The sequence below is a fragment of the Mesorhizobium sp. LNHC232B00 genome (assembly GCF_000502435.1).
GTDB classification, from domain to species: domain Bacteria; phylum Pseudomonadota; class Alphaproteobacteria; order Rhizobiales; family Rhizobiaceae; genus Mesorhizobium; species Mesorhizobium opportunistum.
Genome location: NZ_AYWP01000022.1, coordinates 76,452 through 92,575 on the forward strand (window position 1 = coordinate 76,452; position 16,124 = coordinate 92,575).

Genomic DNA, 16,124 nt, shown 5'->3' on the forward strand with positions numbered 1-16,124 from the left:
GGCTGGCCACCCGGCCTGCCAGTTGCTGAGCATATAGGTCAGATCATGCGGCTTGATCAACGCGGCGATTCGGCCCATTCGGTTGTCATGACCGGCCGCCAGGACGACTTCAGCCATCTCGACCGCGCCGGCCGCGCCATGGCCGACATTGCACGCAACCCGCGCTTGACGGTCAACGTCGTTGTCGGCGCCGGCATCGCGCTTGCCTGGCTGTTCCTGGCCGCGATGGCGATCCGGGGCGCCGAGACCGGCGGCAGCGCGCCCGGCGACGCTCTGCTGCGCCACCTGCCGCAACTGCCGCTGCCCGATGTCCTGGAACGGTTCTTCGCGCTCTGCCTGTCGCCGGCGCCGCTGGAGGGAAGCATCGGCCCGCGCGCCCTAGCGCTCATCTTGATGTGGTTCCTGATGGCGATCGCGGCGATGCTGCCTTCCGCGGCGCCGATGATCCGCACCTATTGCGAGATCGCCGACACGGCACGGATCAAGGGGGAGCCCGTCGTCCACCCGCTGGTGCTGGTCGCAGGGTATCTCAGCGTCTGGTTCCTCGCCTCCGCGATGTTCGCGGTGCTGACGCTTGCAGTGCATGCATCCGCCGCGTCCGGCCAGATGTACGATCCGGTGCTGGGCACCGCCGGCGCCTTCGCATTGCTGGTTGCCGGCCTCTACCAGTTCAGCGGCCTCAAGCAGGCCTGCCTGAAGAAATGCCGGAACCCGTTCTCGATCCTGTTTTCGAACTGGAGCGCGAGAGCCGTCCGCGTCTTCCGGCTCGGAATCGCGCAAGGCATATGGTGCCTCGGCTGCTGCTGGGCGCTGATGCTGGTGATGTTCGCCGTTGGCGTCATGAACGTCTTCTGGATGGCGTTGATCGGTCTGTTCACCCTCATCGAAAAACAAACGGCGAGCCGTCTTCCAACCCGGCTGGCCGGTGCGATACTGCTTGTCTGGGCAGCCGCGCTGCTTGTAGTCTCGCTTTGAGTGGGGGAAATTCGATGACAGATCCGGGCTGGGCAATGAAAGGGGAGCTCGTACTCTCCTGCAATTGCACGGTTTTCTGCCCTTGCGTGTTGTCGCTTGGCAATCATCCGCCGACCGAGGGTTATTGCCAGACCTGGGCGGGTTTCCGTATCGATGCCGGCCATTTCGGAGAGGTCGACCTCTCCGGCCTCAACCTGGGGCTAGTCATGGAAATCCCCGGCTACATGAGCCGCGGCAACTGGACCGCTGGCCTGTTCATCGACAAACGCGCCTCGATCTACGCCGTCAAGGCGCTGACGAAGATCTTCACCGGCAAGGCGGGCGGGACAACGTCGCTGCTGTCGATCCTCGTCGGAAAATTCCTGGGCGTCGAACAGGTCCCGATCACCTATGAGACGCGGGACAAGACGCGCATCTTCCAGATACCGAAGATCATCGACGGGGCGGTGACGCCAATAGCGGGCAAGGATCGCGAGAAGGATACGGTGATCAGCAATTCAGAATACTGGATCGCGCCGGAGATCATCGTGGCCAAATCCGACAAGAGCAAGATGCGGGCCTTCGGCCGCAACTGGAATTTAGCAGGCCGCTCGGCCGAAATCTGCAAGCTGGATTGGCGGGGCCCGTGAGCAAGAATACAACGCCCAGGAATTTGGCGCCCAGGAATTTGGCGGCCAGGAATTCGGCGGCCAGGAAAGCCGCGAAGAAGATCACGGACCGGATTCCGCGGCCGAGAAAGAAGGTCACCTGGCCACAGGCAAGGGCATTCTCCGTCCATCTGCTAACGGCCTCGGGCTCGTTCCTTGCCTTCCTGTCGCTGGTGGCGGCGAGCGAGGAGCGCTGGACGGCAATGTTCTGGTGGCTTGGGCTGGCGCTGTTCGTCGACGGCATCGACGGGCCGATCGCCAGGAAGCTCGAGGTCAAGGAAATCCTGCCGACCTGGTCGGGCGAACTGCTCGACAACATCATCGACTACGTGACCTATGTGCTGATCCCGGCCTTCGCGCTTTACCAACGCGGCTTCATGGGCGAGGGCCTGTCTTTCCTGTCGGCGGCGATCATCGTCGTCTCCAGCGCGATCTACTATGCCGACACCGGCATGAAGACGAAGGAGAATTTCTTCAAGGGGTTCCCCGTCGTCTGGAACATGGTGGTGTTCACGCTGTTTGTCATCGAGCCGGGGCAGTGGGTTTCGTTCGCGGTGGTGGTGGTGGCCGGCATCCTGACCTTCGTCCCGATCAATTTCATTCACCCGGTACGGGTGGTGCGGCTGCGGCGCATCAATCTCACAATGACGCTTTTGTGGTGCGCTTTCGGCGCGCTTGCGCTTGCGCAGGCGGCTCTCGCGGCCTTCTACGACCAGATCGGCGTGCTTGGCGAACAGGTCGGCACGTTCACCAAGATCGGCATTTCCGTTACCGGGCTTTACCTCGCCTGTATCGGTGGCATCATGCAGTTCTTTCCAAATCTTGGTGCCAAGAAGGCCTGACCAGCCCACGTCTCGAGGAAGCCCATCCATGTCCAAAGCGATCCGCATCCACGCCCATGGCGGCCCGGAAGTTCTGACCTACGAGGATGCCGATCCCGGCCAGCCGGGTTCGGGGCAGATCCTGGTCAGGCATACGGCGATCGGTCTCAATTTCATCGATGTCTATCATCGCTCCGGCCTCTATCCGCCGCCGGGCGGATTTCCGCTCATTGCGGGCAGCGAGGCCGCCGGGGTGGTGCTGAAGGTGGGGCAGAATGTCGACTGGCTGAAGCCGGGCGACCGGATCGCCTATGCGGTGACGACAGGTGCTTATGCCGAGGAGCGCGTCATCGATGCCAGCCGGGTCGTCAAGGTTCCGGATGGCATCAGCGACGAACAGGCCGCGGCGATGATGCTGAAAGGCATGACCGCCGAATATCTCCTGCGCCGGACCTTCAAGGTGAAAGCAGGCGACACCATCCTGTTTCATGCCGCCGCCGGCGGCGTCGGGCTCATCCTCGGTCAATGGGCGAAACATCTAGGCGCAACCGTCATCGGCACGGCAAGCTCGTCCGACAAGATCGAGCTCGCCAGGGCGCACGGCTTCGACCATGTCATCAATTACAAGGAACAGGATTTCGTCGCTGGCGTCGCGGCCATCACGGGCGGCAGGAAATGCGACGTCGTCTACGATTCGGTGGGCAACGATACTTTTCCGGCCTCGCTCGACTGCCTGAGGCCGCTCGGCATGTTCGTCAGCTTCGGCCAATCCTCGGGACCGATCCCGCCATTCTCGATGTCGCTGCTGGCCCAGAAGGGCTCCTTGTTCGCCACGAGGCCGACGCTGTTCGTCTACAACGCAAAGCGCGAGGACCTTGACGCCTCGGCGGCGGCCCTGTTCGAGGTGGTGCTGAGCGGCGCCGTCGAGATCAAGATCAATCAGCGTTATGCGCTGAAGGATGCAGGCAAGGCGCATTCGGATCTCGAAGGCCGCAGGACCACCGGAACGACAATTCTCGTTCCTTAGTCCCGCCAGCCTTGTTATCCCTTGAATTTCCGCTGAAATTCTTGAAGCTCTTTCAAGACGCGTGCCGCTTTCCGTTGAGAGGCGGCGGCGCCTACCATGCTTGCGGGAACACAGAACATATCCGGCAATACGGATGGGAGGCACTGTGAGTGCAAATCATGATGGGGCGAACCTGCTCGAGGTTCGCGGCCTGACCAAGATATTCGGCACACTGACGGCGTGCGATCATATCGATCTCAACATCGCCAACGGTGAAATCCATGCGCTGCTCGGCGAGAACGGGGCCGGCAAGTCGACGCTGGTCAAGATGCTGTTCGGCTCGCTGGAACCCAATTCCGGCGAGATTTTCTGGAACGGCCAGGCGGTCCGGATCACCAGCCCGGGTGCTGCCAAAAAGCTCGGCATCGGCATGGTTTTCCAGCATTTCTCGCTGTTCGAGGCGCTGACGGCGGCGGAGAACATCGCGCTGTCGCTGGATGACGGCTCGCCGATCAGCAGCATCGCCGCCAAGGCGAGGGCGCTTTCCTACAGCTACGGCCTGCCGCTCGATCCTGAATCGCTGGTCGGCGACCTGTCGGTCGGCGAGCGCCAGCGCATCGAGATCATCCGCTGCCTGCTGCAGACGCCGCAGCTCATCATCCTCGACGAGCCGACCTCTGTGCTGACGCCGCAGGAGGCCGACAAGCTGTTCGAGACGCTGGAGCGGCTGCGCGCGGAAGGCAAATCGATCCTCTACATTTCGCACCGGCTGGAAGAGGTCAAACGCATCTGCGACCGCGCGACCGTGCTGCGGCACGGCAAGGTGGTCGGCCACTGCAACCCGCGCGAGGAGACGGCGGCATCGCTGGCCCGCATGATGGTCGGCAACGAGGTGCAGGCCGTGGTCCGTGCACCGGTCGAGGGGATCGAAACCGCGCAGCCGCTGCTCGAAATCCGTGGCCTCAGCCGCAAACCGGCGACGCCGTTCTCCATTCCGCTCAAGAACATCAGCTTGAATGTCCGTGCCGGCGAAGTGATCGGCATCGCGGGCGTCGCCGGCAATGGCCAGGGCGAGTTCTTCGAATCCGTCTCCGGGGAAGTCCTGCAACAGGATTCTGCCTCGGTGCGCATCCGCGGCAAGGATGCCGGTGGCCTCACCATCACCGGGCGGCGGCTGCTGGGCGCCGCCTTCGTGCCGGAAGAGCGCCTCGGCCATGGCGCGGCACCGCGCATGAAACTTTCGGAGAACCTCCTGCTGTCGCGCCATGCAACCGACGGCAAGGCCTTTGTCGGCACCGGCGGCATGGTGAAGAGCGCTGCTGTCTACGCCGCCGCCCAACGCATCATCGAAGCGATGGATGTGCGCAAGAGCGCCCCGGATCCGGAAGCCGCGGCACTTTCGGGCGGCAATCTGCAGAAGTTCATCGTCGGCCGCGAGCTCGACCGCCGGCCCAGCGTCATGGTGGTCAACCAGCCGACATGGGGTGTCGATGCCGGTGCCGCCGCTCACATCCGGCAGGCGCTGATCGAACTGTCGCGCAGCGGATCGGCGGTGCTGGTCATCAGCCAGGATCTCGACGAGCTGTTCGAAATATCGGATGCCATCGCCGTCATGCACAATGGCGAGCTTTCCAAGCCGCTGCCGATCGCCGAAGCAACCTTCGAGAAGGTCGGCTTGCTGATGGGCGGCGCCGAGCCCGGCCACGCCGAACACACGCTGGAGACGGCATGATGCGCCTCGAACTCGTCAAACGCCCGCAGCGCTCGGCGCTGTTTTCGGCACTCTCGCCGTTCATCGCCTTCGCGCTGACGATCATTGCCGGCGCGGTTCTGTTCGCGCTGCTCGGCGTCAACCCGCTGACCGCGTTCCGGATCTATTTTATCGAGCCGATCAGCCAGGTCTGGCAATTGCATGAGCTGGCGATCAAGGCGGCGCCGCTGATCCTGATCGGCGTCGGCCTGTCCGTCTGCTACAAGGCCAACATCTGGAACATCGGTGCCGAAGGCCAGTTCATCTTCGGTGCCATCTTCGGCTCTGCCATTCCGGTGCTGTTCCCGCAATTCGAAGGGCCGCTGGTCCTGCCGCTGATGCTTCTGCTCGGCATGGTCGGCGGCGCGGCCTATGCGGCGATCCCGGCGCTTTTGAAGACCAGGTTCAACACCAACGAAATCCTGACCAGCCTGATGCTGGTCTATGTCGCCCAACTCTTCCTCGACTGGCTGGTGCGCGGCCCATGGCGCGATCCGCAGGGCCATGGTTTTCCGCAGACGATCCAGTTCGGCGACTCGGCCGTTCTGCCGGAACTGATGCCGGATGCCGGACGCGCCAATTGGGGTTTCGTCTTCGCGCTGGTTGCCGCGGTGCTGATCTGGTTCCTGATGGGCCGCATGCTGAAAGGCTTCGAGGTCCGCGTGCTCGGCTCCAGCCCGAGGGCAGGGCGCTTCGCCGGCTTCGGCCTCAGCCGGATGGTGTTCTTTGCCTTCCTGCTGTCGGGCGCGCTGGCAGGTCTGGCCGGCATCTCGGAAGTCTCCGGCGCCATCGGGCAATTGCAGCCGGTGATTTCGCCCGGCTACGGCTTCACCGCCATCATCGTGGCGTTCCTTGGCCGGCTCAATCCGCTCGGCATCGTCGCCGCCGGCCTGGTGCTGGCGCTGACTTATCTCGGTGGCGAGGCGGTGCAAAGCGCGCTCGGCATTNCATTTCCGACAAGGTGGCGCGCGTCTTCCAGGGCATGCTGCTGTTCTTCGTGCTCGGCTGCGACACGCTAATCCATTACCGCATCCGCCTGATCGGCCTGGCGCTGACGAAACAGGAAGCCCCTGCAAAGCTCGAGGCGGCGCCAAAGTTGAAGGAAGCCCGCTGATGGACATCACCGCCAACATCCTCCTGACCATCGCCACGGCGGCGACGCCGCTGTTGATCGCGGCGATCGGCGAACTGGTGGTCGAACGTTCCGGCGTGCTCAATCTCGGCGTCGAAGGCATGATGATCATGGGCGCCGTCGGCGGCTTCGGCGCCGGCTACCTGACCGGCTCGCCCTGGATCGGCCTTTTGGCGGCGATCGCCATGGGGGCGGCGTTCTCGCTGCTGTTTGCCGTCATGACGCTGTCGCTGGCCACCAACCAGGTGGCGACCGGCCTGTCGCTGACGCTGCTCGGCCTCGGCCTCTCCGGCATGATCGGGACCAGCTTCGTCGGCCAGCCCGGCGTCAGGCTGCCCAATCTCGATATTCCCGGCCTCAGCTCCATACCCATCGTTGGCAGGCTGCTGTTCGGCCAGGACCCGATCTTCTACATCTCGATCGCGCTGACGGCCGCCGTGATGTGGTTCCTGTTCAAGACCCGCACCGGGCTGACGCTGCGCTCGATCGGCGACAGCCACACCTCTGCGCATGCGCTCGGCATCAAGGTCATCCGCTACCGCTACCTCTCGGTCATCTTCGGCGGCGCCTGCGCCGGCCTTGCAGGCGGCCATCTGTCGCTGGTCTATACGCCGCAGTGGGTCGAGAACATGAGCGCGGGCCGCGGCTGGATCGCGCTGGCGCTGGTGGTGTTCGCGTCATGGCGGCCGTGGCGGGTGCTGGCCGGCGCCTACATCTTCGGCGCGGTTTGGATCGGCCAGCTTCATGCACAGGCTTTTGGCATTCCAGTGCCCTCGCAGATGCTTTCTTCTCTGCCCTATCTGGCAACCGTCGTGGTTCTCGTTCTAATCTCGCGCAACAAGCGTCTGACGATGATGAACACGCCGGCATCCCTGGGGCAGCCATTCGTTCCGGATCGTTGACAATAATAAAAACGGGAAGCTCCAAGGCTTAACACAGAGAGGTAACACAATGAAAAAACTGCTTATTGCCCTGATGACGACGACAGCGGCCTTGTCGCTGGCGGTGTCAGCTGAGGCTGCCGACAAGTTGAAGGCCTGCTGGGTCTACACCGGCCCGATCGGCGATTTCGGCTATTCCTACCAGCATGATCAGGGCCGGCTCGAAGTCGAGAAGGCGCTCGGCGACAAGGTCGAAACCGCGTATCTGGAAAACGTCTCCGAAGGCCCCGATGCCGACCGTGCCTTCGAGCGGCTGGCGCGCGAAGGCTGCAAGCTGATCTTCGGTACCTCCTTCGGCTTCATGGACGCCGAAGTGAAGGTCGCCAAGAAGTTCCCGAAGGTGATGTTCGAGCACGCCACCGGCTACAAGACCGCTGACAATCTCGGCATCTACAATGCGCGCTTCTATGAAGGCCGCTACGTGCTCGGCCAGATCGCCGCCAAGGAATCGAAGTCCGGCGTCGCAGGCTACATCGTTTCCTTCCCGATCCCGGAAGTCGTGATGGGCATCAACTCCTTCATGCTCGGCGCGCAGTCGATCAACCCGAACTTCAAGGCCAAGATCGTCTGGGTGAACTCATGGTTCGATCCGGGCAAGGAAGCGGATGCCGCCAAGGCCCTGTTCGACCAAGGCGCCGACATCATTGTCCAGCACACCGATTCGACCGCCGCCCTGCAGGTGGCCGAGGAGCGCAAGCTGCACGGCTTCGGCCAGTCTTCCGACATGATCAAGTTCGCGCCGAACGCGCAGCTGACCTCGCTGACGGACGAATGGGGTCCGTACTATATCAGCCGGGTCCAGGCGGCCATCGACGGCACCTGGAAGCCGGACAATGTCTGGCTCGGCATCAAGGACGGCGCGGTGAAGCTTGCGCCCTACACCAACATGCCCGACGACGTGAAGGCGATGGCCGAGGCGACCGAGAAGAAGATCGCCGGCGGCTGGAACCCCTTCACGGGACCGATCGCCAAGCAGGACGGCTCGGCATGGCTGAAGGACGGCGAAGTCGCCGACGACGGCACGCTTCTCGGCATGAATTTCTACGTCAAGGGTGTCGACGACAAGCTGCCGCAGTAAGCTTGCACGGATCTCGAACGGAAAGGGCGCCGCGCGGCGCCCTTTTTCATTCGGCGGGTTGGGTTCGGCCGGGGGCCGTCCGATATCTTGCCAGCACGGTTTCCACTGCGTGGCCAAGCCATGTCTTGAGCAGCCGTTGGGCGGGCCGTTCCCAGTAACGCCAGACCGCCCAGGAGGCGGCGAGCAGAACCGCGATGCAACCGAACGCCGCGAGCCATTTGCCAACCAACGGTGCGGCGGCATCGATGACGAGATAGCCAATGTTCTGGTGCAGGAGGTAGAGCGGGTAGGTCAGCCCGCCAAGCGCCATCGTCAGAGCGGACGGCCTGACATGATTGCGCAGCAGGACCGCGCCGATCAATGCGCCATGCATGACGACATTGGCGGCCCAGAGAGGGCGCTGCGAAACGGCGAGGCCATATTCGTTCAGCATCCAGTGCTGCGTCACCGAAAGCGTGCCGCAGGACAACAGGAACGCTGCGCCAAGCAGCAGCAACGCCGGCCACGACCGGCCGTGCGCATGCAGATGGTGGACCAGCACCCCCGCCGCGAAAAACGAGCCGAACTCGGTGATGAACAACAGCCTTGCCGCGTGACTGCCGACGAAGAATTCGTTCAATGCCGATATCGCCAGCCAGATGAAGATCAGCCCAAGCTTGCGCTTCTGAAAAACACCGGTGAGCAGGGCCAGCGTCACCCATCCGTAGAAAACCAGTTCAAGCACGATCGACCAGTAGACGCCGTCCATGAAAGGCTGGCCGAGGGCCGGCGCGAACATCGACAGATTGGCGGCATACTGTCTGAGAGAGGTTGCAAACAGCGGTGCACCGACCGAAGCGACGACAATGAAGGTGATCGTCATGCAAAACAGGAAGCCGGGAAAGAGGCGAACGAAACGGGCGATCGCAAACTGGTGCCAGCTGCGGCTTTCCGCCGACCACGCGATGACGAAGCCGCTGATCAGAAAGAACAGATTGACGCCGAGGTAGCCGTAGATGGCGAATGGCGCGGCATCGGGATAGCCTACGGCAAGTACACCTTCGGCGGCCGCGCCACGAAAGAAATAGTGGAAGAGCACGACGGCAAGTGCCGCGGCCAGCCTGAGCAGGTCCAGCGTCGCGATGTATTCCTGCCCGGCAGGTCTGGTATCCATCCGAATTCCCGCATTTATGGTCCTGAGACAATAGTGCGGATCGCGGCTGAGCGGGTTAAGAGGCCTGAACCATCGCGAAATTTGGTAAATGGCGGCAGAAGCATCCGACCGGGCGCAATTGTCTGTTACGCAGTTCCGTGACCGCCTTCACAGACGCATTTGCCTTTTTACTTACATGCTCATCTTGCGACCCGGACAAAATTGGCCGGCGTTACGAACGTCAGCAGGAGAAAATCTTATGCAATTGAATAAAAAACTCCTAGCCATTATCGGCAGGCGTATTCCAGCCATCTATGACGTCATTCCGCGCGGACCACAGGGGCGGCTTGCACAAATCGCCCTCAATCCTCAGCCGCTCCCGCCTCACGAGCTGGGTGCCGCGATAGCCGACGAATTCGTGCGCCATGCATGGATCGCCGAGCGCGGCGGGCAAGACATGAAAGGGGTGTTGAGCGACCTCGACGATTGGTGCCCGACGCCACCGAAGCTGCCGAAGCTGCCTCCGTGGTGGGGACCGTTTCCGGAGCCAGAGCCGCGGCCCGAGTGGTTCGTGGATTACCATCTGGGATTTGCCGCGAGGCTGTCGGTGATCGAAGGCCAGTCCGCCGGCTCGCGGCTGGACAAGACCCTCAATCAGGGCATCGACCGGTCCCTGTCTGCAATCGAGTCCGTGAAGCTCTGACGAAAACATTGCCAAAACGAGGGCGCCGTAAAGGCGCCCTTTCGGCAGCTCGACGCCGTCAGACCGCCGAACCGTAGAGATCGTAGGCGTCGGCACGGTCGATCTTGACGGTGACGATGTCGCCGGCGCGCAACGGACGACGCGACTGGATGTGGACCGAGCCGTCGATCTCGGGCGCGTCGTATTTGGTGCGGCCCTTTGCCGATGTGCCGTGCGCTTCGTCGATCAGCACCGGCAGGCGCTTGCCGACCTTCTTGGCGAGCTGCGTCGCCGAGATCTTCTGCTGGCGCTGCATGAAACGATGCCAGCGCGCTTCCTTGATCTCCTGCGGCACCTGTTCGAGGCCGAGATCGTTGGAGCGGGCGCCCCGGACCGGCTCGTATTTGAAGCAGCCGGCGCGGTCGATTTTTGCCTCGTCCAGCCAGTCGAGCAGCATCTCGAAATCGTCGTCCGTCTCACCAGGGAAGCCGACGATGAAGGTCGAGCGGATGGCGAGATCGGGGCACACGTCGCGCCAGCCGCGGATGCGCTCGAGCGTCTTTTCGCCGTGCGCGGGCCGGCGCATGTTCTTCAGCACCTGCGGCGAGGCATGCTGGAACGGGATATCCAGATAGGGGAGGATTTTTCCCTCGGCCATCAGCGGGATGACGTCGGCGACATGCGGGTAGGGGTAGACATAGTGCATGCGCACCCAGATCCCGAGCTTGCCCAATTCCTGCGACAAATCGAGGAATTTCGCTCGCACTTCGCGGTCGCCGAACATCGACGTCTGGTACTTGATGTCGATGCCGTAGGCGCTGGTGTCCTGCGAGATGACGAGCAGCTCCTTGACGCCGGCCTTGGCCAGCTTCTCGGCCTCGCGCAGTACATCGGCAGCGGGCCGCGAGACGAGATCGCCGCGAAGAGCCGGAATGATGCAGAAGGTGCAGCGGTTGTTGCAGCCTTCCGAAATCTTGAGATAGGCATAGTGGCGCGGCGTCAGCTTGACGCCCTGCGGCGGCAAAAGGTCGATATAGGGATCGTGCGAAGGAGGAGCGGCCTCATGCACGGCGGCCATGACGCTCTCATAGGCCTGCGGCCCGGTGATCGCCAGCACGTTTGGATGCTTTTCGCGGATCACGTCCGGCTCGGCGCCGAGGCAACCGGTGACGATGACCCTGCCGTTTTCCGACAGCGCGGACCCGATGGCGTTGAGCGACTCGTCGCGGGCGGAATCGAGGAAGCCGCAGGTGTTGACGACGACAAGATCGGCGCCATCATGCTTGCGGGCGATCTCATAGCCCTCGGCGCGCAACCGCGTGATGATGCGCTCGGAGTCCACAAGGGCCTTCGGGCATCCAAGGCTGACGAAACTGACGCGAGGGGCGGACATAGGCAAGTTTCCAATGGGGGTACGGGCCGAAACGGGTCCGGCCTCAAGTCGCTATAGATGTCGGTCTGAGGCGCTTGGCACAAGCCAATACGCGCGGCGCAATAGCATGGCTTGCCTGATCAAGCAAACCGGACGACAGGCCAGGTCATTGCGAAACGCCGCGGGCAGGGCTGCTCCAGGAGCGGTTAGTGGCCGCCTCCCGGTCCAAACCAGGGCGCCAGGAAGGCGAAGTGATCGGGGAATTGCTGCACGGCGCCATCAAGAAGCATCTTCACCGCGACGTAGAGGATGATCGCCAGGCCGATATAGGCGATCCAGCGGTATTTGTGCAGCAGGCGCGCGACAAACGACGCGGCAAAGCCCATCAGCGCGATCGACAAGGCCAGCCCGATGATCAGCACCGTCGGATGGTTCATGGCCGCTCCGGCCACGGCCAGAACGTTGTCGAGCGACATCGAAACGTCGGCGATGACAATCTGCCACGCGGCCTGCGAGAAGGTCTTGCTCGGTCCCTTGCCGCCAATGACGCCGTCCTTGTCGAAGTCACCATTCGACAGCGCCTCGGTCGCGTCGCGCTCCTGCTCGTGGCTGACGCGCAGTTCGCGCCACATCTTCCAGCAGACCCAGAGCAGCAGCAGGCCGCCGGCGATGAGCAGAATGGGGCCGATGGTCAGCAGCCATTGCGTGATCAGGGCGAAGAAAATGCGCAGGACCGTGGCCGCCGCGATGCCGACGAGAATGGCCTGTTTGCGTTGGTTGGCGGGCAGACCCGCCGCGGCGAGGCCGATGACGATGGCGTTGTCGCCGGCGAGCGCAAGGTCGATGGCGATGACCTGGAGAAGAGCAGATAAGCCCGCGGCAGTGAATATTTCCATCGACCAGGAGGCCCTTGCTCGTTCGTGCCGAGTGTTCGTCGTCGACTGTCCAGACGGGCCTAAAGGCATGGTCCGCTGGCGTCAAGACGCAGCAATGGACAACGCTTGAAAACCACTTTCGTGGCCGTGGCATTGCAGGGGTGTCAGCAATCGTCGGCGGACGAGCTAGTCGTAGAGATTGTACTTCGCCCAGTCGGTCTCGGGAATTTCGTCTCCGATGCGGTAGCGGAGCTGGAGAACTTCCATATGGTCCGGCCCGGTCTGGCATTTGAATTTCAGCCGGTACCATTGTCCCTTGCTGCGGAACGCCGCACCCGAACTCTTGATCGCGTCGGCGCTCATCTCGGGCGTCGCGAAGGCATAGGCAACGACACGGTCGGCCTTGAACTTGCGATCGTCATGCGTGATCCGGTCCAGGACCTCGGCGTCGCAGCGCTGTTCGAGGCGGGTTTGCGGATCGAGTTTCATCAGTCCGGCACGCAATGCGTTATCCATCGCGCTGGCCGGAAAAGCCAGCGCCAGGGACGCGACGGCCATCATGCAGGGTCTATTCATGGGCGGGACTAGCAGCATATTTTATCTGACAAATCAACCAAGCGGGGCGCTTCATGCTCGGCAAGCGCCCGCTTTCAGGGGGGCGGCGCAATCAAAATCTCGTGTCGGGCTTCATCGTGCGAAGCCTGCGGCCAACGGACCAGCGAGGCGCGGCCGGCATCGGTGAGGCCGTAGAGACCGCGGTCGACACGCGCGAACCAACCATAGACATTGTGCTGCAGAATCTTCGGCGCGAACGGCGTCAAGGCCTTCAGGTCGCGCGGCCGCTTGGGCCCATCCATCATCGCGGCGGCGCAGGTGAGGGCGCTCTGGCGGTAGGCGGTCATGATCGGATTGCGCGTTCCGCCGCCCACCACGGGATCGCCGCGACGGCGCTGGTGCTCATCGACGATCCGAGAGCGTTTGCGCGCATTCTTGCGCGGCGCCAATGCGACCGGGCTGAGCAGGACCTCGACCCGGTCGTTCGCGGTCACGCCGAGCAGGCCGAAGCCGAGCCGGCGGCAGAGATTGCGGAACCTGGCGTCGCTTTCGCGCCCCTTGCCGCGCGCCGACATGCGTGCCGCCAGCCACACTTCGTCGCAGGCGGCCGCACGGTCGACGCCTTGCAGCACCAGTTCCAGATTGAACTGCAGCTTCAGCTCGCAGATGACCACGACCGGCGGTTCACCCTCGCGCAGCGCGACGATATCACAGCCGCCGATTTCCCCTTTCACGACGAAGTCGAGACTTTCGAGGAACCGCTTCACCGGCGCATAGAGTGAGGTCTCGTTCATGCCGCAAGACTTAGCCGATTCGACGCAAAATGCCTGCCCGATGGGAAGGTGTCTTAGCCTCGAGGCAATCGGGCGATACCGCCAATGTCGGGCAAGACCGGAGGCAACGGGCCGTGCTCCGTCGACGTCGGCTGCCGGGCTTCGGGACCCGGCGCGACGCGATCCGACGGTTTCTTGCGGGGCATGAACGGATAGCCGACCTGGCCGAAATAGGTGGACGGGATCGGATCGTCGACGCCGTATTTGTCGGGCACCTTGTCGCCGGTGGCATTGTAGGTGCCGAACACCACATCGAGGAAGGGCAACTGCCCGGCGAAGTTCTTGTCATAGGCTTCGCGCTGGTTGGCATGGTGCCAGCGATGGAACTGCGGGCCGGCGATCAGCCACTTCAACGGGCCGAACGGAATCCGCAGGTTCGAATGAACGAGCATCGTGTGCCCGAGATAGATAAGCGAAAAGACGGCGATCGCGCCTTCCGAAAAGCCCAGCAGAAGGATCGGCGTCAGCGATATCGCCTTGGTGACGATTGCGTCGACCGGGTGGGAGTGGAAGGCCCCGAGCCAATCCAGTTCCTCAATGCCGTGGTGAACCGCGTGGAACTTCCAAAGTGCCGGGATCTTGTGGAAGGCCCGATGCGCCCAGTAGACGCCGACATCGGTGATCAGGACGATTTCGGCAACCTGCAGCCAGATAGGCTGGCCACTGACTGCCTGCGTTACCGATTGCGGGACAAAGATTGCAGCGACGCCGAGGACACCCGCCGCCATGATGACCATGGCCACCTTTATGATGAAGGCGTTGAACATCAGATAGAGCAGATCGACGCCAAGGCCCTTGCGAAAGATCTTCTGCGGCCGCTCGGCGAACAGATGTTCGAACGGAATGAAGATCAGCGCACAGATCAACAGCGTCTTGATGCCAAAGATATCCATTCGCCCGCCTATTGCGTTGTCTTTCGGCAGCGCCTCCAGCGCTTGCGATTTGCGAGAGAACCACATCTCTCCTTTCCAAAGGCTTGATGCCGATCTCCCGGTTATACAGGGCATGGAGCATGCCGCTCCCGCCTGCGTGTCACATTGGTGTCGCACGCGGGCGATATATGGGGAACGCGCGGTTGACGAACGCAGCGTTACGCGTGTCCTCCCAGGACTAACCCCACCGGTCCCTGCCGGCGGGGTTTTTCGTTTCAAGGCCCATGTTGATCAAGAACCATGTTGGCGGCCGCGAGTTGTCCTTGCTATCGTGGCATTGCAGTCAGCAGGGGATGCCCATCATGGACGCAAATGAAATGAGTGCGATCGGTGACACCCTCATGAGGGTCGTCACGCCCGACATGTCTCCCAAGCAGCTCGTCAAGGCTGCCAAGAAGGAGCATCCAGGCGCCTCGAAGAAGGATATCGCGAGAGCAGCGTTCTTTTCGATCATCGCAAATGCGGATCAGGACGTCGGCAAGGCGAGGAACCTGCAGGCATTTGCCATCGCGGAGCGCACCCAGAGATCCGACTGAGCAAATGGGCCATCGCCGCACCGCAACGCTCCTCATCGCCGCGGATATGCCGCCCAGCCGGCGCCAAGCGCGAGCTTCAAGAGACCGTGTGGTCCAGGAGTTTGGTGGTCGGGTCACGACGGTGTTCGGAATTGGCGCGATCGATGCCTTCGACGGTGATCGCCATCGTCCCGTTCTCGATCCTTGCGATCCAACCCTTTGCCTTCATATACCAGAGATGAAACTCGAGATGCTCTCGCGGACAGCCTGACAATCGCTCAAGCTCGACATCTCCAATGCCGGGATTGTTGACGTCCTGTCTGCGCTTTACATAAAGGAGCGCGAGCAGCCTGGCTTGAATGACGACGTCACGCTCCATTCCCTTGGTGTTTCCGGCTTCCTCGGACAACTCCCGGCTGAGCCCCGCATGGTCCTTGTACTGGATGTCGTACTGCGCACGTTTGACAGGATCCTTGAGCGTGTTGTGAGCCTCTACGATTTCGCTGAAGCGTGCCTCGTTGCCGGTGGCCTGATTGTCGGGGTGGTAACGCATGGCAAAATAACGAAACACCCGTTCCAACGTTTCGGAGTTGGCGTTTGGGCTGACTTCGAGAACTTCGTAGTAGTCAATGAACATAGCGGCGCTCCCTCAACGCAATCATATATTCATATTGGCTAAATCAAAGAACGTCCAATGGACAAGTGCGGAACCAAAGCGGTTACGTCAGACCTTTGCTTGCGGCTGTCAAGACTTTGGTCCGACGTCGATAGGCGGCTAGTGCCTAGTGAGGAAACGGACCTTGGCTGCCCTTCCCGAGAGATGGGTGACAGTTCATTCCGGATAGATGGGTTACACTTTCGGCCCTTTGCAAGGAGAG

The 16,124-nt window shown here is 62.2% G+C and carries 16 protein-coding genes and 1 pseudogene; 10 read left to right on the forward strand and 7 right to left on the reverse strand.

Annotated elements, in window-relative coordinates; genetic code table 11:
• Positions 1–45 precede the first annotated feature (45 nt).
• The 8 genes and pseudogenes from X743_RS146025 to X743_RS145995 all read left to right on the forward strand — a co-directional run bounded on the left by X743_RS146025 (position 46) and on the right by X743_RS145995 (position 8,350).
• A complete protein-coding gene (locus tag X743_RS146025) occupies positions 46–975 on the forward strand; it encodes a DUF2182 domain-containing protein (RefSeq protein WP_023767706.1) in 930 nt (309 codons plus the stop codon).
• A 14-nt stretch (positions 976–989) separates the two neighbouring features.
• A complete protein-coding gene (locus X743_RS146020; RefSeq protein WP_023767707.1) occupies positions 990–1,604 on the forward strand; it encodes a DUF1326 domain-containing protein in 615 nt (204 codons plus the stop codon).
• 80 nt (positions 1,605–1,684) lie between these two features.
• Positions 1,685–2,464: a phosphatidylcholine synthase gene (pcsA, locus tag X743_RS146015; RefSeq protein ID WP_280801318.1), complete on the forward strand. Its 780-nt coding sequence runs from the start codon at positions 1,685–1,687 to the stop codon at positions 2,462–2,464.
• 28 nt (positions 2,465–2,492) lie between these two features.
• Entirely contained in the window at positions 2,493–3,470 is a 978-nt protein-coding gene (locus X743_RS146010) for a quinone oxidoreductase (RefSeq protein WP_023767709.1), read from the forward strand.
• 133 nt (positions 3,471–3,603) lie between these two features.
• A complete protein-coding gene (locus X743_RS146005; protein ID WP_023767710.1) occupies positions 3,604–5,181 on the forward strand; it encodes an ABC transporter ATP-binding protein in 1,578 nt (525 codons plus the stop codon).
• Positions 5,178–6,313 (forward strand): annotated as a pseudogene (locus X743_RS01000000169335) (ABC transporter permease). Before X743_RS146005 ends, X743_RS01000000169335 begins: the two are co-directional and overlap by 4 nt.
• Positions 6,313–7,233 carry an ABC transporter permease gene (locus X743_RS146000; RefSeq protein WP_031258173.1) on the forward strand — a complete coding sequence of 307 codons (921 nt, stop codon included), beginning with the start codon at positions 6,313–6,315 and terminating at the stop codon, positions 7,231–7,233. Before X743_RS01000000169335 ends, X743_RS146000 begins: the two are co-directional and overlap by 1 nt.
• A 49-nt stretch (positions 7,234–7,282) precedes the next feature.
• A complete protein-coding gene (locus X743_RS145995; RefSeq protein WP_023767712.1) occupies positions 7,283–8,350 on the forward strand; it encodes a BMP family ABC transporter substrate-binding protein in 1,068 nt (355 codons plus the stop codon).
• A gap of 46 nt (positions 8,351–8,396) precedes the next feature.
• Here X743_RS145995 and X743_RS145990 read toward each other — a convergent pair whose 3' ends face one another.
• A complete protein-coding gene (locus X743_RS145990) occupies positions 8,397–9,503 on the reverse strand; it encodes an acyltransferase (RefSeq protein ID WP_023767713.1) in 1,107 nt (368 codons plus the stop codon).
• A gap of 238 nt (positions 9,504–9,741) precedes the next feature.
• Between X743_RS145990 and X743_RS145985 the strand changes: the two genes are divergently transcribed.
• A complete protein-coding gene (locus X743_RS145985; RefSeq protein WP_023767714.1) occupies positions 9,742–10,185 on the forward strand; it encodes a hypothetical protein in 444 nt (147 codons plus the stop codon).
• A 58-nt stretch (positions 10,186–10,243) separates the two neighbouring features.
• Here X743_RS145985 and rimO read toward each other — a convergent pair whose 3' ends face one another.
• The 5 genes from rimO to X743_RS145960 all read right to left on the reverse strand — a co-directional run bounded on the left by rimO (position 10,244) and on the right by X743_RS145960 (position 14,692).
• Positions 10,244–11,557 (reverse strand): 30S ribosomal protein S12 methylthiotransferase RimO, encoded by a 1,314-nt coding sequence (gene rimO / locus X743_RS145980; protein ID WP_023767715.1) that lies wholly within the window; start codon positions 11,555–11,557, stop codon positions 10,244–10,246.
• Between the two features lie 185 nt (positions 11,558–11,742).
• Positions 11,743–12,432, reverse strand: coding sequence for a TerC family protein (locus tag X743_RS145975; RefSeq protein ID WP_013895598.1), 690 nt, complete (start codon positions 12,430–12,432; stop codon positions 11,743–11,745).
• Between the two features lie 165 nt (positions 12,433–12,597).
• Entirely contained in the window at positions 12,598–13,005 is a 408-nt protein-coding gene (locus X743_RS145970; RefSeq protein ID WP_032923339.1) for a DUF930 domain-containing protein, read from the reverse strand.
• Positions 13,006–13,061: 56 nt separating this feature from the next.
• Positions 13,062–13,760, reverse strand: coding sequence for a DUF2161 domain-containing phosphodiesterase (locus X743_RS145965; protein ID WP_023767717.1), 699 nt, complete (start codon positions 13,758–13,760; stop codon positions 13,062–13,064).
• A 53-nt stretch (positions 13,761–13,813) separates the two neighbouring features.
• On the reverse strand, positions 13,814–14,692 hold the full coding sequence (locus tag X743_RS145960; protein WP_023767718.1) for a sterol desaturase family protein: 879 nt from the start codon (positions 14,690–14,692) through the stop codon (positions 13,814–13,816).
• A 263-nt stretch (positions 14,693–14,955) separates the two neighbouring features.
• Between X743_RS145960 and X743_RS145955 the strand changes: the two genes are divergently transcribed.
• Positions 14,956–15,267, forward strand: coding sequence for a hypothetical protein (locus tag X743_RS145955; protein WP_245264293.1), 312 nt, complete (start codon positions 14,956–14,958; stop codon positions 15,265–15,267).
• Positions 15,268–15,343: 76 nt separating this feature from the next.
• Here the strand turns inward: X743_RS145955 and X743_RS145950 are convergent, their stop codons facing one another.
• Positions 15,344–15,883, reverse strand: a complete 540-nt coding sequence (locus X743_RS145950; protein WP_023767720.1) for a J domain-containing protein — start codon at positions 15,881–15,883, stop codon at positions 15,344–15,346.
• Positions 15,884–16,124 lie beyond the last annotated feature (241 nt).

Bases quoted from the DNA above. Each gene is read 5' to 3' on its own strand.
- X743_RS145970 (WP_032923339.1), bottom strand. From the start codon at position 13,005: ATGCTGCTAGTCCCGCCCATGAATAGACCCTGCATGATGGCCGTCGCG.
- X743_RS145995 (WP_023767712.1), top strand. From the start codon at position 7,283: ATGAAAAAACTGCTTATTGCCCTGATGACGACGACAGCGGCCTTGTCG.
- X743_RS145950 (WP_023767720.1), bottom strand. From the start codon at position 15,883: ATGTTCATTGACTACTACGAAGTTCTCGAAGTCAGCCCAAACGCCAAC.
- X743_RS145965 (WP_023767717.1), bottom strand. From the start codon at position 13,760: ATGAACGAGACCTCACTCTATGCGCCGGTGAAGCGGTTCCTCGAAAGT.
- X743_RS145990 (WP_023767713.1), bottom strand. From the start codon at position 9,503: ATGGATACCAGACCTGCCGGGCAGGAATACATCGCGACGCTGGACCTG.
- X743_RS145975 (WP_013895598.1), bottom strand. From the start codon at position 12,432: ATGGAAATATTCACTGCCGCGGGCTTATCTGCTCTTCTCCAGGTCATC.
- X743_RS145985 (WP_023767714.1), top strand. From the start codon at position 9,742: ATGCAATTGAATAAAAAACTCCTAGCCATTATCGGCAGGCGTATTCCA.
- X743_RS146000 (WP_031258173.1), top strand. From the start codon at position 6,313: ATGGACATCACCGCCAACATCCTCCTGACCATCGCCACGGCGGCGACG.
- X743_RS146005 (WP_023767710.1), top strand. From the start codon at position 3,604: ATGGGAGGCACTGTGAGTGCAAATCATGATGGGGCGAACCTGCTCGAG.
- X743_RS145960 (WP_023767718.1), bottom strand. From the start codon at position 14,692: ATGGATATCTTTGGCATCAAGACGCTGTTGATCTGTGCGCTGATCTTC.
- X743_RS146025 (WP_023767706.1), top strand. From the start codon at position 46: ATGCGGCTTGATCAACGCGGCGATTCGGCCCATTCGGTTGTCATGACC.
- rimO (WP_023767715.1), bottom strand. From the start codon at position 11,557: ATGTCCGCCCCTCGCGTCAGTTTCGTCAGCCTTGGATGCCCGAAGGCC.
- X743_RS146010 (WP_023767709.1), top strand. From the start codon at position 2,493: ATGTCCAAAGCGATCCGCATCCACGCCCATGGCGGCCCGGAAGTTCTG.
- X743_RS146020 (WP_023767707.1), top strand. From the start codon at position 990: ATGACAGATCCGGGCTGGGCAATGAAAGGGGAGCTCGTACTCTCCTGC.
- X743_RS145955 (WP_245264293.1), top strand. From the start codon at position 14,956: ATGTTGATCAAGAACCATGTTGGCGGCCGCGAGTTGTCCTTGCTATCG.